The organism is Saccharibacillus sp. CPCC 101409 (assembly GCF_030518235.1).
Classification (GTDB): Bacteria; Bacillota; Bacilli; order Paenibacillales; family Paenibacillaceae; genus Saccharibacillus.
The window spans coordinates 966,902-990,431 of the sequence record NZ_JAULSA010000001.1 but is presented as its reverse complement, the minus strand read 5'-3'; the positions used below and the strand labels follow the sequence as shown (position 1 = coordinate 990,431).

Sequence of the window (23,530 nt, the reverse complement as noted above, 5' to 3'; positions counted from 1 at the left end):
CGCTGCGGAATTCAGGCCAGATAGCGGGCCAGGTAAGGCGCCGTGCGGCTTTCGGCCGCCTCGGCGACTTCCTCCGGCGTACCGGCCGCGACTAGCTTCCCGCCCTGCTCCGCGGCGCCCGGCCCGATATCGATCACCCAGTCGGCCCGGGCCGCGATGCGCATATTGTGCTCGACCATAACGACCGTATGCCCGGCCCGCACCAGCGCGTCGAGATGGCGCAGCAGCCGGTCCGCGTCGACCGGATGCAGTCCGTTCGTCGGCTCGTCCAGCAGGTACAGCGTTTGTCCGCGCTGCGCGCGCTGAAGCTCCGCGGCGAGTTTGATCCGCTGGGATTCGCCGCCGGACAGCTCGGTCGCCGGCTGCCCGAGCTTCAAGTAGCCCAGCCCCAGATCCAGCAGTACGGACAGCGGACGGCGGATTGCCGCCTGCTCCGCGAACACGTCCGCCGCTTCTTCCACCGTCAGCGCCAGCACGTCCGCGATCGTATAACCGTTCCACCGCACTTCGAGCGTCTCGGCGTTGTAGCGCGTGCCGCCGCAGTCGGCGCACGGCACGTACAGGCTGGACATAAACATCAGTTCGACCTGGACGAATCCCTGTCCCTCGCAGGTCGGGCAGCGGCCGGCCGGGACATTGAAGGAAAAGCGCCCGGCGCCGTAACCGCGTTCGCGGGATAGCGGCACGGCGGCGAACAGCCGGCGCACATGGTCGAACAGTCCGGTATAGGTCGCAAGATTCGAGCGCGGCGTCCGCCCGATCGGTTTCTGGTCGATGCGCACGATGCGGCGCAGGGAACCCAGATCGCCCGAGACTGCCCCGGCGATCTCCGCCGGACGGTCTTCTTCGCCTCCGTCCGCCGGATCGTCCGCTTCCGGCAGCGCTCCCAGATGCGGAGCCAGCAGCAGCGGCAGCGCATGCGATACGAGGCTCGATTTGCCCGAGCCCGAGACGCCGGTCACCGCGGTGAGGCGGCCCAGCGGGAATTCCGCGTCCAGGCCGTTCAAATTGTTGAACGTCACGCCTTTGACGCTCAGGCGGCTGCCCGTCGGCTCCCTGCGTTCGCGCAGCGGCGCGGGTTCGCCGTCCGCGAACAAATAACGGCGCGTTACCGATTCTTCGATATTCGCCAATCCCTCCGGCGGACCGCTGTACAGCACGCGGCCTCCGCGCTGCCCGGCTTCCGGGCCGATATCGACCAGCCACTCGGCCCGCTTCATCACATCCAGATTGTGTTCGACCACGAAGACCGAATTGCCGGAATCGCGCAGCGCCGCCAGGGAGTCCAGCAGGGCTTCGCCGTCTGCCGGATGCAGGCCCGCCGACGGTTCGTCCAGCACATAGACGACGCCGAACAGCTTGGAGATCAACTGCGTTGCCAGGCGCAGCCGCTGGAGTTCGCCGGAAGACAGCGTCGGCGCGGAACGGTCCAGCGACAGATGGCCGACGCCGATCGCGATCAGCCGCTCCAGCCTGCCCGTCACGTCGCTGACGAGCCTGTCCGCGACCAGCGCTTTCTCGGACTGCCGGGTGTCTCCGCCCGATTCCCGCGCGCTTCGACCGCGGCGGACGGCATCTTCCAGCCGGTCGCGCAGCGCGGCCGCGGGCAGCCGGAACATATCCGCGATATCGAGTCCGGCGAACGTAACCGACAGCGCTTCGCGCTTCAGCCGCTTGCCTCCGCAGCGCGGGCACGGCCCGACGGCCAGATACGGCTCCAGCCGCTTCCGGCGCCCGGGATTGTCGGCGGCCGCGTACGTCTGCAGCAGCTGACGCCGCGCGCCGGTGTAATTGCCCATATAATCGGGCCGGCGCTTGGAGCGGATCGCTTCTTGAATCTCCTCGTAATTCAAGTCCGGGTAGATCGGCGCCTGCGGATGCTCCTCGGTAAACAAAATCCAGTCCCGGTCCCGCTGCGGCAGTTCCCGCCACGGCTTGTCCACGTCGTAGCCGAGCGAGATCAGGATATCGCGCAGATTCTGCCCGTGCCAGGCTCCCGGCCACGACGCGATCGCTTTCTGCCGGATGCTGAGGCTCGGATCGGGCACCATCGATGCTTCGGTGGCGTCGTAAAGCCGCCCCAGCCCTTGACACTCCGGGCAAGCGCCCTGCGGCGTGTTCGGCGAGAAGTCTTCGGCATACAGCACGGACTGCCCGTCCGGATAATCGCCGGCGCGCGCGTACAGCATGCGCAGCACGTTCGAGATCGCGGTCAGGCTGCCGACGGTGGAACGCTCCTGCGGCACGCTGCGCTGCTGCTGGAGCCCCACCGCCGGCGGCAGTCCTTCGATACTTTCCACCTCCGGCGTTCCGGCCTGCTGGATCAAGCGGCGCGCGTAGGGCGCGACCGATTCCAGGTAACGGCGCTGCGCTTCGGCGTACAGCGTGCCGAACGCCAGCGACGATTTGCCCGAGCCGGAGACGCCGGTAAACACGACCAGCGAATCGCGCGGAATATCGACGTCCACCTGTTTGAGATTGTGTTCGTTCGCCCCGCGCACGCGGATCATGCCGTCGGCGGATTGCGGTTCGTATGCGAAACGTTCCCGTTCGGGCCGTTCTCGCTTCGTCGGTTCGGTCTTCTTGTCTGCGTTTGTACTCACGGGAATAGCCCCTCCTTATCGCTTTTTTCTTTCCGCCTTATGATCTTTACCGGTATTCGCCGCTCCAGAAACAGGCAAAAAAAGACTCCGTCCTCCCCGCCGATCCGGGAAGCCGAAGTCTTGTCGGTTGTCTCGTTAGATATCGTTAGATATTGAAGCCAAAAAATTTTACGGACGTTTGGGCGCCGCGCAAGGAGTCGAAACGATCACGCGCGCCCCGACCCGCCGCCGGATGCGCCGTCGATCCAGGTCAGCAGCTCGCGCACGGGCGTCCGAGGCTTCGCTTCCGGCCGGTCGGCCGGATCGAAGCAGCCGAGATGGAGCGTGGCCGCCGCTTTTTCTCCCGATTCAACGCCGACGGCCGCGCGGAACGTTTCGTCGTCGTTGAACGGGCTCGTTTTCCAGACGCAGCCGATGCCTTTTTCCCATGCCAGCAGTTGAATATTCTGGATCAGCGCCGCCGTCGCCGCCAGCGCTTCTTCCCACGCTTTTGGCGGCAGCATGTTTTTCATGACGACGACCAGATGGACGGGAATTTGCCGGCAGTAAGCTTCCCGCATTTGGGCGCCGTACTTCTCGGCGAACGCCGGCGGCCGGCAGGCAATCACCGCTTCCGCGAATACGCGCCTGCCTTCGCCGGTGAACAAGATGAAGCGCCAGGGTTCCTTTTTGGAGTGAAAAGGAGCCCAGACCGCATCGCCGAGCAGTTCCAGCAGCAGCTCGCTGTCGATCGGCTCGCCGTTGAACTCCTGGATCGTCCGCCGCCCGCGCACGATCTCCGACAGTGTAAGACCCGATTGCGTTTCCATCGGCTTACGACCCGTTTGCAAACGCGGCTTCGACCTCGTCGATCACGCGGCTCAGCCCGATCGGACCGTAGCCGGCGAACCAGAGATTGGCGTCGCCGATATACACGCGATTATCGCGCACGGCATTCAGGCCTTTCCAGATCGATGTGCCCTGAATCCGTTCCAGCGCCAGCTTGTTGGCATCGCCCGGCCGCAGAATAATAAACATCCGGTCCGGATTGAGATCCGGCAGCACTTCTTCGGAGATCGCGACGTTCCAGCCGCCTTCGAAATCGATGCCGTCGACCGAAGCCGGCGTCAGGCCGAGCGCGCCGAACAGCGTAAAGTTGTCCGCGGGCTGGATCAGCTGAAGCTGCTTGTCCTGGACGCGCATGAACGCGACCGTTTCGCCTTTGGCTTTTGCCGCAAGCTCTTTTTTTACTTCGGCCGTTTTGGCATCGTATTTCGCGTGAATCCGGTCCGCTTCTTCTTCCATACCGAACACGGCCGCCGTTTCTTTGAACCGCTCCCAATCGCCTTCGTTTTCGTTATCGAACAAAATAGTCGGCGCGATCTTGGACAGCTGCTCGTAATTGGCTTCGTTCATCGTTTTGGATGCCAGAATCAGGTCGGGCTGCGCCTGCAGCAGCGCTTCGAGATTCGGCGACTCGCCCGGGCCGATCGCGATCGTATCGGTCATTCGGTCGGCCAGATACTCGGGGAACCCCAGATCGTCGTACGTCACCATGGCATGCGGCTCGATGCCGAGCGCCAGCAGATGATCCGCGAAGACGTACAGCATTCCCGCCACTTTTTTCGGATGAGCCGGAATTTCCACATCGCCCATCACGGTCGACACGGTGCGCGTTTCGCCGCCTGTTTCTTCGCCCGAGGACGCCGCAGCTGCCGGCGCGTCGGTCTTCGAAGGCTCGGCTTCCGCAGAGCCGGCGCCGGTCCCGGCCGTCGAACCGCCGGAGCCGCAGCCCGCAAGCAAAGCGGCAATCAGACCGAGCAGCAGCAGCGGAAGCAGCCAGCTGCCCCGCCGCTTACTCCGCCGTTTCGGCCCCGTCGATGCTTGTACATGCACAGCGGAAGTTCCCGCTTTCTGTTTTGTCGTCCCCTTCAATCTCTACACATCCTCTTCCCTGATTTTGATAATCATTATCATCAGTAGATTATAGAGATCCCTTTCGCTCGCAGCCATGGACGGACGTGCTCAAGACATGGACTTTTGCAGCACGTCGGTCTGCGTCAGGCGGCGGAGCAAAGTATCGTGCGAGGTCGACGTATAACAGGAATAAGCGCGGGACGCTCCGAGATCGTGCAGATTTTCGAAAAAGGCGGCCATTCCGGGACGGCGCTGCGCCTGCTCGCGCAGAGAATGCCGGGCCTGCCGCCGCAGCCGCGGATCGTCCGACGTAAACAGCAGCAGCCGGTCGATGCCGCTGTCCGCCAGCTGCCCGGCGGTGAGCAGCACGGAATGCGAAACGCCGTGCAGACGCTCGGGCATCGCCAGGCCGAGATCGCGGTACAGCACCGTGCCCAGATTGCGGCTGCCGTACACCCGGAACATCCCCCGCTCGTACTGCGCGACGGCGACCGCGGCGCTTCCGATCCGCTGCCCGATCAGACGCCGGGCGCGCTCCGCCCGGTCTTCGTACTGTTCCAGCCAGCGCGAAGCCCGCTCTTCCCGTCCGACGGTCCGGCCGATCGTCAGCAGATGCTCCCGCCATTCTCCGCCGAACGGAATCCGGCAGACGGGCGCGATCTCGCCCAGCAGCTCCGAACCGCCCGGCCCCGCGTAGTCCTGACGCTCGAACCCGATAATCAGCCCGGGCCGCGCCTGCCGCAGCCGCTGCAGATCGGGCTGCTCGTTTCCCAGTTCCAGCAGATTGCGCAGCTCGCCGGCCGGTTCCTGGTACGGATTCAGCAGCGCCGCGCACGGGCGCAGGCCCAGCGCCAGCAGATGGCCGGTATACGGAATCGCGATCGAAGCGATCCGGTCTTCGGCCCGATGCGCGCGCATATATACCGTCGGCGCAAGGCCCGTAGCCGCTTTGAACTTCCGGCTGAAATAAAATTCGTCTTCGTAACCGACCCGGTGCGCCGTCTCCCGCACGCTGCCGCCGGTTTCCAGCAGCAGTTCCCGGGCGCGCCGCAGCCGAATACCGTTCAAGTACTCGATCGGTCCCTGCCCGAACTCCCGCTTGAACAGCCTGGAATAATGCGCGACGCTCAATCCCGCTTCGGCCGCCAGACCTTCGCGCGTCAGACTGCTCCCGAACGTTTCTTCCATGCGGGCCGCCGACCGCCGAACCGCTTCGGCGGTGCTGTCCGCGGCGCTCTCCGACGCCCGCCATACGCACAGCAGCAGTTCCTGGAACCGGATGCCCGCTTCCATGCGCGGCGCGGAAGTCCCGCTCCAACCGTCCAGCACCGCCTGCGCCAGCTCCGCCGCCCGACCGGCGGGCAGCGTCACCGGACGCAGCGGCCAGTCGAGGCCGCCCAAAGCCAGCTCTCCGTCCGCTTCCGCCGTATACACTTCGAAACCGAAGCGGTCGCACGAAGCAGCCGCTCCGTTCGCCCCGCGCAGCTCCCGCAGCTTCCCCGGCGGAAGTATCAGCGCCTGCCCCGGCAGCAGCGTCAGATTCGCGCCTTGGATCTCCGCTTCCAGTATCTCCCGCGCCACAATCAGCTCGTGTCTCCGAGCCTTCCGCCCCGCTTCCGCGCTATGGTCCGCATCGATCCGCTTTGCCGCTTCGGCGTTTTGTTCTTGGCCGCCGCTGCCCGCTTCCGGATTCCTTGCTTCTTTTTTCTCCGAACCTTTTCCCTCCAGGCGCACCGCGCTCGCCAGCCGATACAACCGATCCGCGTTCTCCATCCTCGTCCCCTCCCTCTGCAAGCCTTCCTGTATGCGCTCGCCCCGCTTCACACTTTGGATTTTGTTATTATACGTTGGATTCTCCAAACGCAACAGAGCCGATTACAATAAAAAACGTCTTCCCGAAGGAAGACCCGATTGTCGAGAAACGATTTGATGTAAATGTAGTAGGTAGGTTCGATTGGAATGAAAAGTCGGGGAAAGGACTGGAGAAATAAAGCGAATGGCAGGCCGAATCTAAAATAGCTGCGCATAGCCCCTTATTCCGGCTTAATCTTACGCTTTCGAGAAAATAACGGCACTGATACATCTATTTCGAACTTTTTCGCTTCGATTCGGCTTTTGGCGCCCGAATAATTGCACCTGCGCCGCTATTTAAAGAAACCGAAGGGTTTCGCCCCGAATAAGTGTACCTGCGCCGCTATTTTCCTTGTGGAACCCTGCCCGGCTTGCTCGACACTCTGGTCTTCGCAAAGGAAGGCGCATCCTATCTTTAAATGTCCGCTAAAAGTCCACTTCCACCCCGATCCCGTCGCCGTCCGCCAAGCGGATATGCGGAGTTTCGAACACAAATCCCCCGCGAATCGCCGGGACTTCATGGAAATACATAAAGCTGTCCAGATCCGCGTACTTGAAATTCGGCCGCGACAGCACCAGCGCCGCTCCCGCCGCGATGCCGATGCGGCTTTCCATCATGCAGCCGAGCATACAGCCGACGCCCGAAGCTTCCGCCACGGCGTTGATCTGCATCGCCCGGTGCAGGCCGCCGCATTTCATCAGCTTGATATTGATCAGATCGACCGCTTCCCGCTTGACGAGCAGCGCCGCGTCGCGCGGGGAAAAGCAGCTTTCGTCCGCCATAATATCCAGCGGAGACTGCGCGCGGATCAGCGCCAGGCCGTCGGTATCCCACTGCGGCACCGGCTGCTCGACCGCTTCCACGCCGCACTCGGCCATGGCGCGGACGGCGCGCAGCGCGTCCTTGGCCGACCAGCCCTGGTTGGCGTCCACCTTGAGCCGGACCTGCGGTCCGACCGCTTCGCGGATCAGCCGCACCGCTTCGATATCGGCGTCCGGATCGAGGCCCGCTTTGATCTTGAGCTGGCCGAAGCCCAGGACAACCATCTCCAGCGCATCGCGGACCATCTGCTCCGGCGGGCCGATGCCGACCGTTTTGTCGGTCTCAAGCTCGCCCGAGACCGCGCCCAGCAGCCGGTGCAGCGGCAGCTTCGCGGCTTTGCCCAGGATATCGTGCAGCGCGATATCGATAGCCGCTTTGGCGGACGTGTTGTGGACCAGCGTCCGGTCCATGATCCGGTGAATGCGGTCGATGCCCAGCGCATCGCGGCCGATCAGCGCTTCCGCCAGGACGCGGACCGCTCCGTCAATCGTGTCGGCCGTTTCGCCCGTTACGAACGAAACGCCGCTGCCTTCGCCGCACCCGACGATACCGTCGTCCGTGACGATGCGTACGATCACCGTTTCGCTGCGGCTGAGCGTGCCGATGGCGATCTTGACCGGCTGGAGCAGCTCCAGCTTGATTTTCTTCGCTTCGATCGATTGTATTTGCATGGCTTCGCATCCTTGTCGGCATATTCGCGTATCCGCGTCGTAAACGTCCCGTGCCGCGCGCCGCCCGATGCCGCTTTTCTTGGCTACTCCGCCGGCTCCGCGCCTTCCCGCAGATGCGGATGGACGCTGCCGAGTACGCCAAGCAGCCTGGCTTCGCGTTGGCCGGGATTGTACAGCAGATGCGGCACGTTTTTCTTGATATAAATACTGTCGCCTTCCTCCAGCAGATAACTCCGCTTGTCCGTCCGGTATTCGATGCAGCCTTCCAGCACATAGCAGAATTCTTCGAAGTCTTGCACGACCTTCTCGTCGTAGTCCGTTTTCCCCGCTTCGAAACCGACCAGCATAACGGTCAATTCCGGCCGGGCGCCGTTCTTGAGCGAAGCCGGCGTCAGCATCCGGTATTTGGCATTGGCCTGGGCGAACGTGTGCCAGGCGGCGTCCCCGGCGGAAGTGATCCGAGTATCCGCGGGCGCTTCGTATTCGAGCAGCGCCGGCAGATCGACGTTCAGCGCCCCGGCCAGCCGGCGCAGTACCGACAGCGAAGGCTCCGCCAGATCGCGCTCGATCTGCGAGATATAAGCCGGCGTCACCCCCATCCGTTCGGCCAGCGCCGTCGAAGACAGATTGAGCCGCCGCCTCAGCTCGCGGATGCGCTCGCCTTTGAGTTGAAAAGAAACGCTGCGCTCGCTCATGTCCGTTCGCTCCTTTGCGCCGGCCGGACCGACCGCACCGCCCAGAGCAGCACGGCCTCGCGTTCCCCGGTATTGATCAGAACATATCCCGTCCGCCGGGGCACGTACAGGCTGCCGCCGCTTTCGATCGAGACGGCTTCGTTTCCGTAACGGTATTCCACCCGGCCCTCCGTCACATACACGCATTCGTCGGTATCGGTGGACAGATCGTCCGCCTTGAGCCGCTCCCCCGGCGCAAGCGCAAGGCGCAGCACTTCGATCTCCGGCGACCACGAACTTCTCCAGTTCATGGGTGTCAGCAAGTCGCATGCAACCGGCAGATCCGCAAAACGGATCGGGCTGCGCTCGCCTTTTCTCAGCACGATCGCTTCTTCATCCTGTTCGTCCATAAACAGCACGGGCGCGGGGATATCCAATTGGCCGGACAAACTGCGCAGCACGGCAAGCGAAGGCTCCTGCCGGTTTTTCTCCAGATTGGACAAATATCCCGTCGTCACCCCGATCTGCCCGGCCAGCTCCGCCAGCGTCAAATTTTTGCTTTTTCTCGCTTCCCGCAGCCGATTTCCAAGCACGGCTTCCACTCCTCCTCCCGAGTCAATCCACACTCTTCTTCTCCCGAAGTTACTGCCGCGCGAACACAATGGGATCGACGGACGGCTCGAACGGGATGCTCAGCGAAGAGATGCCGCCGTCCACGCCCGTCGCGAACGAAAGAGGATGCGGACCGCCGAACAGCTCGAACGTAAAAATGTCGTAGTGCAGATGCGAGACTTTCATTTCGTTGTTGTGGTACTTCATATGCAGCCCGCCGTCTTTTGCAGTAATGGTCACGCCGCCGTAGCCCGGATGCTCGTACTCGCCCGCGTATTCCTCCAATTCGTGGCTGCACGGCCTGCCTTCGATCTTCGTGCCGTAAATGGCGGTCAGTCGGCTTTTCATCGCATCCAGCAGCCCGTTCATATTGTCCCGGTATTGGATAAACCAGTTCCGCTCGCCGGCATGCCCCAGCGCCCGGTCGTACAGCTCCATCGACAGCGCGGTCACGAACAGGTTGCTATTGGCGTTGGTCAGGACCGCGCAGCCGAGGCCCAGATCCGGCATGAACGAAATCAGCGCCGAGCCCCCGCTTACGTTGCCGCCGTGATCGACCACTTTATGCCCGCGGAAAAAGTCGACCGTCCAGCCCAGCCCGTAGCCGGCCGTCACTCTTTCCGGAAACTCGAACGGCAGGATTTGATACGGAATCACCGGCTTGTGCAGCTGCTTGAACAGCGCGGCGTCGATCAGCGGTTTGCCTTCGATCCGCCCTTCGTTCAGCTGAAAAGCGACCCACGCCGCCAGACCCCCGATCTTCATATTGAGCGAGCCGGCCGGTCCCATCGCGTCGATAATCAGCGGCACGTTTTCTTTGTTCCCGCCTTCGCCGTCCGGCGTGTACAGTCTGGCATATTCTTCGTGCGGATACGGAATGCGGAAGCTGTAATCGCGGATGCCGAGCGGACCCAGAATTTCTTCTTCGACAAACGTTTCCCACGTCCGGCCGTCGATCGCCTCGATCAGTTGGCCGATGACCGCGTACATCTGGTTCTGGTACTGCCAACCGCTGCGAAAAGGCAGATTGCCCTGCAAGTGCTTGACGCGGTTCAGCGCAAGATCGCGGCGGTCCAGATCGTCCCAATTGAGCCACATCATATCGTGACGCGGCACGCCGGTGCGGTGACACAGCAGATCACGCGCGGTCGCCTGGGCGGTCGCGACGGGGTCGGCCAGTTCGAACTCCGGCATGTAGTGCCGAATCGGCTTGTCCAGATCCAACTTGCCCTGCTGGGCCAGAATAAGCGCCGCCGCCGCGGTAAACGATTTGCTGGAGGAGCCGATCGGCAGGTAATGCTCTTTGGTCAGCGGAACGTGTTCGTCCACATTCGCATAGCCGAACGCTTCCGAATAAATCACGTCCCCGTTGCGGATAATCGCCACCTGGGCGCCGGGCACATTCATGTCTTCCATCGCTTTGCGAATGGTCTCGTCCAGACCGTCAAGTATCGGATGGCTCATGGTTCGTTCCTCCTGCCTCTTTTTGGTTAGGGGATGATGCGGATACCGATCTCAGCGGAGCGGAAGCGCGGACCCGCCGGGCCGGGACTGCTGCCACAGATGCGGCGCGACCGTCCGGCAGACGTGCGGGAGACGCCGGTTTGCTCGGTACGCCGGCGACCGCTTCTTCGACGAACTGCTCCAGCTCCCGGACCGAACACAGGATCTCCAGCGCACGTTCGTTGACCAGCTCGCCGATATCGGTCAGCTGCACGTCGCGCTCCGACCGGTCCAGCAGCGTCGCGCCGAGCTCGTCTTCCAGACTTTTGATTGCGCGGCTGATCGACGGCTGCGACACGTACAGCGCCTGCGATGCTCTGGTAAAGCTGCGATGCCTGGCGACTTCGACGAAATACGTCAGCTGGCGGATATCCATGCGGCGGGTTCGCCTCCTTTCCCGGGCAGGAACCGGTTTGTATATGTGTCATTATAAAAGTCCGTAATTAATTGTCAATATATAATTTACTATAATTATTTTTTGGATTACATCGAAATAAATTTATACCCATACCATAAAAAAAACCTCGACTTCCGCTTAGCAGCGAAATTCGAGGTCTGTTGAATAAAATAAACATTTACTGCGTTTAAAGAAAATCCGCAGTTCCGTTTAATCCTGGTAGCAGCCTATTTTGTTAAGCTTTTCAATGATATCCCGCAGCTCATGTTCCTTCATCAGAAATTGAAGCATTGCACGAATGAGCACCACTTTAGGCTCATCTTTCTCTAATTCTTCTTTAAGTAAAGTAAGCGCTTCTTGCAGCTCGGTTCTGTGATGATTTGTGATAACCAGCTCTTTAAGTATGGAGAAAAGAGTTGCAAACAGCTCATGCCTGATCTCTGCCAAAGATGCAGACTTCCCTTGAGAGGCTGCTTCTACGTAATCGTCCATCATCGGTTTTTGTATAATAGATTGCGGCTTTTTAGTCAGAACCCCGCTAACCATGTCTTCCATGCGCTCCACAATAAATACGGACAAGTCCCTTATATTTAAATGTCTTTTATCCACGGTTAACAAGAAAAGGTACTCCTGAATAATTCCGTGATACATCAACACAAGATCCCATACACCGCTTTCGATTTCGCTTTTAAATCTGCGGATTAAGAGCGTTTTGTTCATATTGAGAAAGTTTGCGCGCAGTCGCGCGAAATTAGCTGCAATTTCTCCTTCGCTCGTCTGCATCTCCAGCGTACTTACCACTACAAATCTATTCTCGAGAAAGAAATCAAACTGATGTTTAGTTTCACGAATAAAGATTTCTTTTGCAGTAAGTCCGGGTTCCAAATGAATGTCTTCCATACTTTCAAAGAAGCTCTCCTGCTTGGCTCGATGGACTTCCAAAAACAGATCTTCCTTGGAAGAAAAAAATTTGTAAAACGACCCTTTAGCGATTCCGCAATCATCGGCAATATCCTGAATGGAAGTAGCAAGATACCCTTTTTCCGTAAAAAATCGAATAGCGGAGTCCATAATATTTTGTTTGATTATACTCAATGTACTTCCTCTTCTCTTCATGATTAATATATCCAATCATTTTATTGACATTATTAAAAAACAGGATACAATAAGCACGTGATGACTATAAAGTTTTTTAAAAAACTATATAGTCAAATTACAGATGAAAATATTTTTTAAAAGGAGGAACGAGAAAAATGTCTACCCAGCCCAATATGCAAGCAGAGTTTTCGGTTAAGACAATTATTGCCCCGCTTCTCGCTATTATGCTGGGGATGATTATGGTGCTGCTGGATACTACGATTATGAATGTTGCCGTCCCCAGTTTACAAAAATACTTTAACAGTCCATTAGAATCAATTCAATGGACAATCACCGGGTACACACTGGCACTGGCCACGATCATTCCTTTGGCCGGATGGATGATGGATAAGTTTGGAGCCAAACGAATATTCCTCATGACCATTTCCTTGTTTACACTGGGATCCGTACTTTGCGCCTTGGCCCAGAGCTCTCAGCAGCTCGTGCTCTTCCGCGTTATCCAAGGCCTTGGCGGCGGAATGGTATCTCCTATCGGTATGGCAATCGCTTTTAAGCTCGCTCCCCCCGAAAAGAAAGGCACCGTTATGGGGATGCTGGGAATTCCTATGCTGCTTGCTCCTGCTACGGGCCCCCTGCTTTCCGGCTGGCTGATTGGAGTCGCTTCTTGGCACTGGATCTTTTTAATTAATTTGCCTATTGGAATTGCGGCGGTGATTGTAGGTCTGAAATTTTTACCCGATTTGGAGCGGCGCTTTGTACCCTCGCTGGATATTTGGGGAATCATTCTCGCCCCCATTGCATTCTCCATGTTGACTTACGGGGTCAGCGAGGGCGGGAAGGATTGGAATTCCACAAGCGCGTTAACCGGAATAATTGTTGGAGGCGCGGCACTTCTCGTGTTTATCATTGTAGAGCTTCGCCAGAAGCAGCCTTTGCTGGAGCTGCGAGTATTTAAATCATCCGATTTTACTCGCGGTGTGATTATATCCTGGGCGCTGCAGATTTCTACATTCGTCTCTATTCTCTTGCTTCCTTTATATCAACAAAATATATTGGGCCGAACGCCGGTCGTAAGCGCGGCAATTGCGCTGCCTATCTCTATCGGGGCTATGCTGCTTACGCCGTTCGGCGGGAAGTTATCCGATAAATTAGGTTCCAGAACACCGGTATTTATCGGCCTGAGTTTAATATCCGTCGGACTATTCTTGCTGTCAGGATTGAATATCAATACTGGAATCCTTACGTTAATAGTTCCATTGTTCATGCTCGGATGCGGCATGGGACTCTCCATGATGCCTTTGAATACGCATGTTTTAAATTCCGCCCCGCCTGAACTTATAAACCGCGTTACCCCGTTAACCTCCGCTTCCCAGCAGGTCGTAGCCTCGTTTGCCATAGCTGCGATAATGGGATACTTGACCTCAAAAATAGGAGAACGCATGGCGGCGGTTGGCGAACAAGCCGAGATCTTAAAAGTTTCCGCTCTCGCGTTCGGAGATACTTTCTTTGTAATAGCCTGTATCGCGGCAGGCGGTGCAATTCTAAGCCTAATTCTTCGCAAACCCCGGATATACGCAAGTCTCGCAGAAGATCCAGGTTCTTCGGATGCAACGGTCCTTCATTGAGAAGCTTTGGTAGTTGGCTGTCCGCCTTTTATCCGGACAGCTCGACGACGGTTTGATAAAGAAGCAAAAGACCCGCTGTTCTCTCGGTGAAGAGACGCGGGTCTTTCCATGTATATTCAAACTATTCCAGCATCGGCCGGGACTCCTTGCTTTTCGTTCATCGCATCGCTGAACGGGACGATTCGTCCGTTTCCCCTTGCAGCTCCCTGTACTCAAAATAATCGAAGTCCGCCGCTTTCCGGGTTCCGTCCAGGTCCTGCGCGCACAGCCCGATAAACGTTCCGGTAAACCGGAGGGGAACCGCGCATTCGTCCGACAGATGCAGGATATCGACCGGCTGCCCGACCGGCTTCCAATCCGATTCCGGATCCGTGTAGAAGAACCGTACGCTTACCCGCTCGACCGCGGCTTTCAGCCGAATCGGTCCCGTATCGGGCAGCGGGATCTCGGCTTCCAGCAGCTCGTCGTACTCGCCCCGCTTCGTCCGGATTATGCCCAGCACTCTTCCCGCGCCTTCCAGATGCGTGATCCGCAGGTAAACGTAATCTTCCGTATCGTAATACAGAATCAGCCCCGCCATCTGTTGAAAGTGTGCCGGTTCGAATTCTACTTCCGTCTCGGCTTCGCAGCGGAACGCCTGCTGCCGCCGGGCGATCAGGCTCTGCCGGTGCTTCGAGCTTAATGATTCCATGCCTTTCAGGCGCAGATAGCCGGGTCTTTCGTCGAGCGACAGCCAGTCCGTGGACGGCGGAATGCGCAGCGTATTCCACTGGACGCCCAACCGCGGTTCGTCGAAGTCGTCCCGCTGCGGGTCGGGGTCGAATGGATAGGCGGGCAGATCGGGCGCCCGCACAAGCTCGCGCGGAACGGCAGGTCCGCTTGCCCCGCTCCCTCCCGCCTCTTCGCCCTCTTCCCGCTCCCGCCCTTGCCCGGCGTCCCCGCGCTCCAGGCGCAGCCAGCCGTCTTCGTCCCAGCGGCAGCGCTGGAGCGCCGTCTCCCGGCCCAGCGTGCAGAAGCGGCCCGCCGCCGGTCTCGCGCAGAGATGCGCCATATACCATTCGCCGGCCGGCGTCTCCGCCAGCGAAGCGTGACCGGCTTTTTGCAGCGGAAGTTCGGGTCTGCCGAGGCTGGTCAGGATCGGGTTGTCCGGATGGACTTCGTAGGGACCGAACAGGAATTTCGACCGGGCGAGCGTCGCGGCATGTTCGTATTTGGTGCCGCCTTCGGCGGTCAGCAGATAATAATAACCGCCGCGCTTATACAGATGCGGGCCTTCCGTATAACCGAGTTCGGTTCCCGCGAAGATCCGGACCGCCGGACCGACCAACCGGTTTTTCGGCGCCGAATATTCCTGAATCACGATCCCGCCGAACGGATTGCGTCCTTTGCGGAAATCCCAGATCATATTCAGCAGCCATTTGCGGCCGTCTTCGTCGTGGAACAGCGACGGGTCGAAGCCGCTGCTGTTCAGATGCACGGGATCGGACCACGGGCCTTCGACCGAGCTTGCGGTCGCCAGATAATTGGGCGTATCCTTGAACGCGCCTGTCCGCGACTTGACGTCCGTGTAGATCAAATAAAACACTCCGTCCGCATAGCTCAGGGCGGGCGCCCACACTCCGCCCGAATCGGGATTGCCGATCAGATCCAGCTGCGACGGACGGTCCAGCGGACGAGCCGCCACTCTCCAGTGGACCAGGTCGCGGGAATGATGGATCTGCACGCCGGGATACCATTCGAACGTCGAAGTGGCAATATAGTAGTCTTCCCCGACGCGCAGAATCGAAGGATCGGGATTAAACCCGCGCAGGACGGGATTGATGATCGTATTCATGCCGTTTGCTCCTCCTGACCGTCAAGCTTGCTTGTATTTTTATCTTCCGGTTTGCGTTTATTTCTGGACTTTGGCATACCATTCTCCGGCGCGCTTCGTCACTTCTTCGCCGCCGGACTTGTTCCATTTCTCCACGAACTCGTCGAATTTGTCGATCGGATATTGGCCCAGAATGATCTTGGACGCGTACTCCACATACAGGGTGCGGTTGTTGATATCCGGGTAGCCTTCGTATACGCTGGCCGGCATGCCGTCGCCCGCGATTACCTTGGCGTACTGCTGCGCTTCCTGCATATTGCGGTTGACCTGTTCGATCGCCCACATCCGGTCTTCGGAGGCCGTATTCTTGTTCAGTTCCGTCATGAAATCCAGCGTCGAAATTTTGGAATACGGATCGAGAATCAGGTTTTCCTGCGTGCTTTTGTCGTCCGGCAGCCGGGTGGCTTTGCCGTCTTTCACGACATGGTGCATGCCTTCCACGCCGAGATACAGATCGTTCCAGTTTTTCTCGTCGTACATATTGTTGAGCAGTTTCAGCGTAGCCATCAGCTTTTTCTCGTCTTTGTTGTTCTTGACCACCCAGGCCGGAGGCGTGAATTTCTTCCAGGTGTAGAAGCCTTCGAAGCCATCCACTTTCGGCACGGGAAGTACGGAAAACTCGGCTTTGACTCCTGTGTTTTTATACAGATTTTCCAGCGGCAGATAGCCGGTCTCCACCCAGTGGAAGTAGTTGCCGACTTTGTCGGATTGGATCTTGCCGTCCCATTTGTCTTTGGTGTTAAGCAGCGATTCCTTGTCAATCAGACCTTCCTTGTACAGCTTGGCGATGAATTCCAGCGCCGCTTTCATATTGGGCGTGGTCGCCGAGTAGGTCAGTTCACCGTTATAGAGATCCCAATCCGGGTAACCTTCGAACATGGCGACGCCGTACATCGCGAACAGATGGTCCATCCAGCGCGCTTCTTCGCGGCCGCCGGTCGGAATTTCGTCTTTTTGCCCGTTGCCGTTGGGGTCCCGGTCGCGGAACGCTTCCAGCACTTTGACGTATTCGTCCTGCGTGGTCGGCATCTTCAAGCCCAGTTTATCGAGCCAGTCCTGGCGGATCAGGCCGGCATACCGGCCGTAATCGACCATCCCGGGAATATAATAAATACGGCCCTGGCCGGTGGGATCGTTGGCTTTGACGATATTCCACATGTCCTGCGGAATCGCGTTCCACAGATTCGGCGCGTATTCGGGCAGCAGGTCGGTCAGGTCGGCGATCGCGCCGTTTTTGGCCAGACTGTCTTCAATTCCCTGCTGCGGCAGAAAAAGATCCGGCATTTCGTTGGCCGCAATCTTCAGATTGAGCTGATTGAGGTAATTGGTGCCGCCGTTCCATTCCACATACGGATGGATCACGCCCACGCCGAGCTTTTCTTTGTAAAATTCGTACAGCTTGCTGCCTTTCTCGATCGGCTTGTAACCGATGTTCGTGCCCCAGACCTTGATATCGACTGTTTCTTCCGCGCCGGACGCCGCACCGGAATCGTTACCCGTGGAATTTGCCGGAGTCTCGGCACTTTCACTGCAACCGCTTACAATCGACAATGCCGCCAATCCCGCCGTCAGCCATGAACCCGCTTTGTGAAACTTCATCTTTTTTCCTCCTTTTTGATGGAAAAACACATCGTCGGTTCAAACAAAAAACGAAGCCGCTTCTTGCATGAACGCGCAGAAGCGGCTTCAACCGCGCTGTCTGGATTTATTGCGCCGCGTGGGCGCTTATCGCGACCGGACCGAGCAGTCCGCCCGGCTCCTGCTGCGCAAAAGCCGACAGGAGATCGCGCCGTTCCTTGACCAGGGTATTCGTGACTTCCACGGCCAGCGTATTGGAGCCCGGCCGCAGCAGATTCCCGATCTCCAACCGGTAAGGCGGGCAGATGCGCACACCTGCGTATTCGCCGTTCAGCCAGACCTCGGCCGTCTCGTAGACTTCGCCCAGGTCCAGCGCCGCCCCGCCGCCCGCCGGAGCGTTCCATTCGAATTCCGTCTCGTAGCGGAACGTGCCCGAGAAATGCGGCAGGCGCTCCGGCCCGTTCATATTCACCGGTTCCGTCAGACTGCCCCACGGGCGAAACTGCGGATATCGCTCCGATTCGGCGATCGAGACCGCCCATTCACCTTCAAGCCGGGCTGTCTCCGGCGCGGCTTCCCGGCCGTAAACTTCGTCAGGCGGCGGCGCGCCGAGGCCCGCTTCTGCGGCCGCCTGCTCGACCGCCGGCCCTTGCAGCAGAATAAGGGATTCGTACGGGCTCAGCACAAGCCGCAGCGTCCGCCGCCCTTCCCGCTCCGCCGATTCCGGCGAAGTCAGCCGGTTCAGGAAAGCGTCGTAAGCGTACCACTCGCCCGGCAGGTCTGCCGGCAGCGTAAGTTCCGTCCCGATCTTCCGCTGCGGACTTTCATTGAACAGCATCAGGACTTCGAGTCCGTCGTGCCGGTAGCGGTAATTCCTCAAATACGGTTCGTCTCCGCCGACGCTCAGGTCGCGGTGCCCGTCGGCAATCAGTCCGTCGGCCAGCTCGTCCAGCCCTGTCCGCTTGACCCTCGGATGCGCGGCCAGACCCGACAGCTCGGCCGACACATCCGCTCCCTCGCTTGAGCGCAGCGGCAGTCCGTCCACAAAGCGGATATCCAGTCCCCAATCCGCGAATTCGACCAGCCGCCGGAGCAGCAGCGCCGGCAGCGCTTCGGCATACGGCACAACCAGGCATCCGAAGTCTTCGGGATGCAGATGCAGTCTGCCGGACCGGACTTCGGCCGCTTCCAGCAGCAGGTCGGCGGGAACGATGTCGCAGTCGATCTGTCTCTGCATCAGCATCTTGACCGGCCGCTGGACATACATCGCTTCGCCGGACCACTCCGCTTCGGCGTGGTACAGCACGGCCGCCGGGGCGACATGCCGCCCGCCGGAGATCAGGTGGCCGACCCGGTTGATATACCGGTTCAGATAGCGGTAATGCCGGTACTGCGGATTTCGGCCGTTCGCGTACAGATGAGGCGGACAGTCCGGATCGGGATAAGGCTTCTGCGTAAAAGCATGCGGCACGAAATGGTTCACGCCACGCACCAGCATATGGTCGGTAAGCCATTTCATCAGCTTGAGCCCTTCGGCCCAGCCGTATGCGCCGTACACTTCGCACATGGTGCGCCCGCGCTTTCTGGCATCGAGATGCCCCAGGGACGCCCCGAGTTTGCCCAGTCCGTAATGGAAAAACTCGCTGTCCGTTTCTCCCGTGGGCTGGCGGAACGACACTTCGTCGAAGCCCGGCACAATCTGCCACAGCACGACGTCGAGGCCGGCCATATCCTGACCGCGCATCGAGCGGAAGAAATGCCCCGCGCCCGAGCCGAGCCGGGCGTGCACATTGTTGTCTTCGAGCACATGTCCGATATACTCGACGCCGCGCTCGCGGCACCAGTCCCCGATCTGGTCGCAGAAGCTGTCCGCGTACAGCCGGCTGACCGTATTCATATAAGCGTAGCGGACCCGGTCCGATCGCTCGCCGGCGTCTTCCCACAGCAGATACAGCGACTGCTCGAAGCCTGCGCCCAGTTCCCGTTCGAGCAGGGGCGGCACGTCCCGGCTCCACGGAAGCGGCACGCCGGGCTTGCCCGGCCGCGATTCGAAGTCGAACGTCGCGGGATCGTTATAGAACCCCGGTTCGTCCGAGAAGAATCCGGCAAGCGTCTCCCCGAAGTCGCTTCGATAGCGCTCGTGGAAAGCTTCGTACACCGTATCGATAAGCAGCCTCACCGAATCGCGGTCCAGCGGATTCAGATAATCGTCCTGCGCCCGGCTGCCGCCGCCCAGGTTCTCCGAGACGATAAAGATCCGCCAGTACCCTTCCGGAATATCCCAGTACAGGACGCCGCCTCGCACCAGACCGGTCAGGTCCCGCGCTTCGCCGAGCAGCCTTCCGTCCTTCGGATCGCGGTGCACCGCGACGGCAGAAACCAGATTGTTCGCGCCGCTTGCGCGTTCGCGTTCCGAGATCGTCGGCCTAAGCCCGCGCAGCAGCAGCGGCTCCAGCAGCAGCGACGTCCCCCGGGCCGGGCCGAGCGTATCGATATAACGTTCGCCTAGGAACAGCCGGTGCAGCTCCTCGGGCGCTTCTTTCACTTTGCCTCCGGCGCGCCCCGTCGGGAAATGATCGTCGTCGAGAATCCAGACCTTCATTCCCCGGCTGCGCGCTTCGTCCATAATGACGTCCATATCCGCCCACCATTTGGGGCCGAGGAAGTCCGGATGCGGTCTCGACTCCACGCAGACCGCGCCGATTCCCGCTTCGTGCACGCGGGCCATTTCTTCGCGAATCGCCGCTTCTTCCTCGCCGTGCTGCCACAGGAAAGGCAGAATATAGTTGTCTTCTTCTCCGCCCAGCACCTGCTTCAATCGTTCTGTCGTCATAACCGCTCCTTTTCCCGCCGGACTTTACTGCTGCACTTTCGCGTACCACTCTCTGGCCCGCTTCGTCACTTCTTCGCCGCCGGATTTGTTCCACTTCTCCACGAACTCGTCGAACTTGTCGATCGGATACTGGCCGAGAATAATCTTGGTCGCGTATTCTGCGTACAGGGTCCGGTTGTTGATATCCGGGTAGCCTTCGTAAATGCTGGCGGGCAGGCCGTCGCCGGCGATCGCTTTGGCGTATTTCTGCGCTTCTTCCATGTTCCGCGTCACCTGGTCGATCGCCCATTTGTTGTCCGCCGACGCCGTTTCGTTGAACAATTCGACGCTCATATCCAGCGTGGATACGCTGGTCGCCGGGTTAAGGATCTGGTTTTCCTGCGTGCTTTTGTCGTCCGGCAGCTTGACCGCTTTGCCGTCTTTCATCGTGTAGTGCATGCCTTCCACGCCGAGGTACAGGTCTTTCCAGTTCTTTTTGTCGTACACGTTGTTGAGCAGTTTCAGCGTAGCCTGGAGCTTCTCCTGGTCTTTGTTGTTTTTCACGACCCACAGCGGGGAAGCGAATTTCTTCATCGTGTAGAAGCCGTCGTACCCTTCGACTTTCGGTACGGGCATCACGGCGAATTCGGCTTTGACGCCTGTGCTTTTCTCCAGGTTCTCGAAGATCAGGTTTCCCTGCTCCACCCAGTGGAAGTAGTTTCCAACTTTGTCGGATTGGATCTTGCCGTCCCATTTGTCTTTGGTGTTGAGCAGCGATTCTTTGTCGATCAGACCTTCCTTGTACAGCTTGGCGATGAATTCCAGCGCCGCTTTCATATTCGGCGTGGTCGCCGAATAAGTCAGTTCGCCGTTGTAGAGGTCCCAGTCCGGATAGCCTTCAAACATGGCGACGCCGTACATCGCGAACAGATGATCCATCCAGCGCGCTTCTTCGCGGCCGCCGGTCGGAATTTCGTCTTTTTGCCCGTTGCCGTTGGGGTCCCGGTCGCGGAACGCTTCCAGCACTTTGACGTATTCGTCCTGCGTGGTCGGCATCTTCAAGCCCAGCTTATCGAGCCAGTCCTGGCGAATCATGCTGGCGTATCGGCCGTATTCCACAACGTTAGGGATATAGTAAATGCGGCCCTGGCCGGTCGGATCGTTCGCTTTGACGACTTTCCAGATGTCTTCCGGAATCGCGGACCAGACGTTCGGCGCGTATTCGGGGAGCAGGTCGGTCAGGTCGGCGATCGCGCCGTTCTTGGCCAGATTGTCTTCGATCCCCTGCTGCGGCACAAACAGATCCGGCATTTCGTTGGCGGCAATCTTCAGATTGAGCTGATTGAGGTAATTGGTGCCGCCGTTCCATTCCACATAAGGATTAATCACGCCCACGCCGAGCTTTTCTTTATAAAATTCATACAGCTTGCTGCTTTTCTCAACCGGCTTGTAGCCGATATTCGTGCCCCAGACCTCCACGTCGACGACCTGGTCGCCGCTTGCGCTCCGATCCTGGCCGGCGGGCGCGGCTGTATCCGACGCATCTTTGCCGCCGCAGCCTGCGAGCAGCCCCGACGCCAGCATGCCTGATGCCAGCAGCATTCCCATCTTTTTGAGTTTCATTTTCTTTTCCCCCTCCTATTCATTTGCGTGCAAACGTTCTGGAGACCGCTAACCCTCAGCCTTTGACGGAACCGATCATGGCGCCTTTGACAAAATACTTTTGCAGGAACGGGTACACCGCGATAATCGGGATAATGGCGAAAATAACCGTGGTCGCCCGCAGCGTCCGCTCGTTGTAATTCAATGCGGCCGTGGAAGCGGCGCCCGACATAATCACGCTGTCGTCGGTGATAAATTGGCGGATCTTGATTTGCAGCGGGAACCAGTCCGGATTCTGCAGGAAGAACAGCGGATGTTGGAACTGATTCCACAGCACGACGCCGTAGAACAGGGCAAGCGTTGCCAGCACGGCTTTGGACAGCGGCAGCACGAACTGGAACAGCATCCGGAAATATCCGCAGCCCTCCAGCATCGCAGCTTCCTCCAGCTCTTTGGAGAACTGCTTGAAGAAGGTACGCATAATAATCAGGTTGAACGGATTCAAGATATGCGGAAGCACCAGCACCAGCGGATTGTCGTACAGACCGATGCCGCGCACCGTCAGAAAGTACGGCACGATCGGCGCTTTGAAGATCATCGCGATGACGACGGCTACCATAACGACCGATCCCCAACGGAATTCCTTCTTCGACAGCGGGTAAGCGAACAGAGCGGTCATGAGCAGCGCGAGTACCGTCCCGACCAGCGTCGTGACCAGTGTTAGGAAGAACGATCGCCACAGATCGGGACGGTCGATCATGTATTTCCAGGAGTCCAGCGTAAACTGTCTGGGCCACAGCGTCACCGTATTCATATCCACGGCCGATTTGGAACTGAACGAAGTGGCAACGACGGACAGCAGCGGAACCAGCGCAATCACGGAAAAGAGAATAAGCAGGATCGTAATCGTCGCGGAAAATATTTTTTCATTTCTCGATTCGGCAATCATTACCAGAGCCCCCCGTCCGAAACTTTTCTCGAAATCCTGTTGAAGGTATAGACCATGGCGAATCCGATCACGGATTGGAACAACCCGACTGCGGTAGCGAAGCTGTACTGTCCCTGCTGAATGCCTGTGCGGAACACGTACGTATCCAGGATATCGCCCACGTTGTAGGTCATCGGAGTGAGTAGGTTGTACACCGGATCGAAGCCCAGGTCGAGGAAATTCCCGATTTCGAGCAGGAACAGGATCAGGACCGTAGGCAGCAGAATCGGAAAAGTAATATGGCGAATCTGCCGGAATTTCGACGCTCCGTCAATCATGGCCGATTCGTACAGTTGGGGATCGATGGCGCTAATTGCGGCCATATAGACCACCGTTCCCCAGCCGGCGTCTTTCCAGATGGATGCCAGAATGAACACGGGCCGGAAATACGAACTCTCCTGCATGCCCAGTACCGGATCGTGTCCAAACCATCCGAGAATGATATTGAACAGCCCGCTTAGCGAGAAGAAGTCGAACAGAATTCCGCCGATAATAACCCAGGACAGAAAATGCGGGATATACAGCGCGGTCTGAATCCCCTTTTTGAGCGCCGCTTTCCGAATTTCGTTGATCATCAGCGCCAGCAGCACGGGCACCGGGAAAACCAGGAACAGCTTGAACCCGCCCAGCAGCAGCGTGTTTGTGAACACCCGCAGGAAATCCGGATGATGAATCAATGTGCCGAAATGTTTGAAACCTACCCAGGGACTGTCGATAAATCCCCGAAAGACCGAGTAGTCTTTGAATGCGATTACGGAACCGGCCAACGGAATAAATTTGAATACGATCAGAAATAGCATGCCCGGAACCGCCATGACGTACAGCGGCCAGTATACCTTCATCCGATGCAGCGAATGTGACTGCAAATCGTTCCCCCCTTGAAATCCCTGTATTGAATCCGCTTTCAATAACACTATACGATCC

General features: G+C 58.7%; 16 protein-coding genes and 1 pseudogene. 1 reads left to right on the top strand and 16 read right to left on the bottom strand.

Going from position 1 to position 23,530, the window contains the following annotated elements; genetic code table 11:
- Window positions 1-11 precede the first annotated feature (11 nt).
- From QWJ34_RS04170 to QWJ34_RS04125, 10 genes and pseudogenes are all read right to left on the bottom strand, one after another.
- Complete coding sequence (locus tag QWJ34_RS04170; protein ID WP_302725778.1) at window positions 12-2,603, bottom strand: excinuclease ABC subunit UvrA; 2,592 nt, start codon at window positions 2,601-2,603, stop codon at window positions 12-14.
- A gap of 206 nt (window positions 2,604-2,809) precedes the next feature.
- Complete coding sequence (locus QWJ34_RS04165) at window positions 2,810-3,412, bottom strand: nitroreductase family protein (RefSeq protein WP_302725777.1); 603 nt, start codon at window positions 3,410-3,412, stop codon at window positions 2,810-2,812.
- A 4-nt stretch (window positions 3,413-3,416) separates the two neighbouring features.
- Window positions 3,417-4,517 (bottom strand): ABC transporter substrate-binding protein, encoded by a 1,101-nt coding sequence (locus QWJ34_RS04160; RefSeq protein WP_302725776.1) that lies wholly within the window; start codon window positions 4,515-4,517, stop codon window positions 3,417-3,419.
- Between the two features lie 90 nt (window positions 4,518-4,607).
- Window positions 4,608-6,272, bottom strand: a complete 1,665-nt coding sequence (locus QWJ34_RS04155; RefSeq protein WP_302725775.1) for an AraC family transcriptional regulator — start codon at window positions 6,270-6,272, stop codon at window positions 4,608-4,610.
- A 504-nt stretch (window positions 6,273-6,776) separates the two neighbouring features.
- Window positions 6,777-7,844, bottom strand: coding sequence for a mandelate racemase/muconate lactonizing enzyme family protein (locus QWJ34_RS04150; RefSeq protein ID WP_302725774.1), 1,068 nt, complete (start codon window positions 7,842-7,844; stop codon window positions 6,777-6,779).
- 83 nt (window positions 7,845-7,927) lie between these two features.
- A complete protein-coding gene (locus QWJ34_RS04145; RefSeq protein WP_302725773.1) occupies window positions 7,928-8,539 on the bottom strand; it encodes a helix-turn-helix domain-containing protein in 612 nt (203 codons plus the stop codon).
- Window positions 8,536-9,111: a helix-turn-helix domain-containing protein gene (locus QWJ34_RS04140; protein ID WP_302725772.1), complete on the bottom strand. Its 576-nt coding sequence runs from the start codon at window positions 9,109-9,111 to the stop codon at window positions 8,536-8,538. Before QWJ34_RS04140 ends, QWJ34_RS04145 begins: the two co-directional genes overlap by 4 nt.
- Before the next feature lie 49 nt (window positions 9,112-9,160).
- Window positions 9,161-10,594 (bottom strand): serine hydrolase, encoded by a 1,434-nt coding sequence (locus QWJ34_RS04135; protein WP_302725771.1) that lies wholly within the window; start codon window positions 10,592-10,594, stop codon window positions 9,161-9,163.
- Window positions 10,595-10,751: 157 nt separating this feature from the next.
- Window positions 10,752-11,009, bottom strand: a pseudogene (locus QWJ34_RS27080) (LysR family transcriptional regulator); the annotation flags it as partial.
- Window positions 11,010-11,240: 231 nt separating this feature from the next.
- Window positions 11,241-12,125 (bottom strand): TetR/AcrR family transcriptional regulator, encoded by an 885-nt coding sequence (locus QWJ34_RS04125; RefSeq protein ID WP_302725769.1) that lies wholly within the window; start codon window positions 12,123-12,125, stop codon window positions 11,241-11,243.
- A 158-nt stretch (window positions 12,126-12,283) separates the two neighbouring features.
- Here QWJ34_RS04125 and QWJ34_RS04120 point away from each other — a divergent pair, with 158 nt between their 5' ends.
- Window positions 12,284-13,753 carry a DHA2 family efflux MFS transporter permease subunit gene (locus QWJ34_RS04120; protein WP_302725768.1) on the top strand — a complete coding sequence of 490 codons (1,470 nt, stop codon included), beginning with the start codon at window positions 12,284-12,286 and terminating at the stop codon, window positions 13,751-13,753.
- A gap of 157 nt (window positions 13,754-13,910) precedes the next feature.
- Here QWJ34_RS04120 and QWJ34_RS04115 read toward each other — a convergent pair whose 3' ends face one another.
- The 6 genes from QWJ34_RS04115 to QWJ34_RS04090 all read right to left on the bottom strand — a co-directional run bounded on the left by QWJ34_RS04115 (window position 13,911) and on the right by QWJ34_RS04090 (window position 23,448).
- On the bottom strand, window positions 13,911-15,587 hold the full coding sequence (locus tag QWJ34_RS04115) for a glycoside hydrolase family 43 protein (protein WP_302725767.1): 1,677 nt from the start codon (window positions 15,585-15,587) through the stop codon (window positions 13,911-13,913).
- Between the two features lie 57 nt (window positions 15,588-15,644).
- Complete coding sequence (locus tag QWJ34_RS04110; RefSeq protein ID WP_302725766.1) at window positions 15,645-17,225, bottom strand: type 2 periplasmic-binding domain-containing protein; 1,581 nt, start codon at window positions 17,223-17,225, stop codon at window positions 15,645-15,647.
- Window positions 17,226-17,331: 106 nt separating this feature from the next.
- On the bottom strand, window positions 17,332-20,037 hold the full coding sequence (locus QWJ34_RS04105; RefSeq protein WP_302725765.1) for a glycosylhydrolase-like jelly roll fold domain-containing protein: 2,706 nt from the start codon (window positions 20,035-20,037) through the stop codon (window positions 17,332-17,334).
- 24 nt (window positions 20,038-20,061) lie between these two features.
- On the bottom strand, window positions 20,062-21,639 hold the full coding sequence (locus QWJ34_RS04100) for a type 2 periplasmic-binding domain-containing protein (protein ID WP_302725764.1): 1,578 nt from the start codon (window positions 21,637-21,639) through the stop codon (window positions 20,062-20,064).
- Window positions 21,640-21,694: 55 nt separating this feature from the next.
- Window positions 21,695-22,567, bottom strand: coding sequence for a carbohydrate ABC transporter permease (locus QWJ34_RS04095; protein ID WP_302725763.1), 873 nt, complete (start codon window positions 22,565-22,567; stop codon window positions 21,695-21,697).
- Window positions 22,567-23,448, bottom strand: a complete 882-nt coding sequence (locus QWJ34_RS04090; protein ID WP_483314242.1) for an ABC transporter permease — start codon at window positions 23,446-23,448, stop codon at window positions 22,567-22,569. The genes QWJ34_RS04095 and QWJ34_RS04090 overlap by 1 nt, the downstream gene beginning before the upstream one ends.
- Window positions 23,449-23,530: the final 82 nt, after the last annotated feature.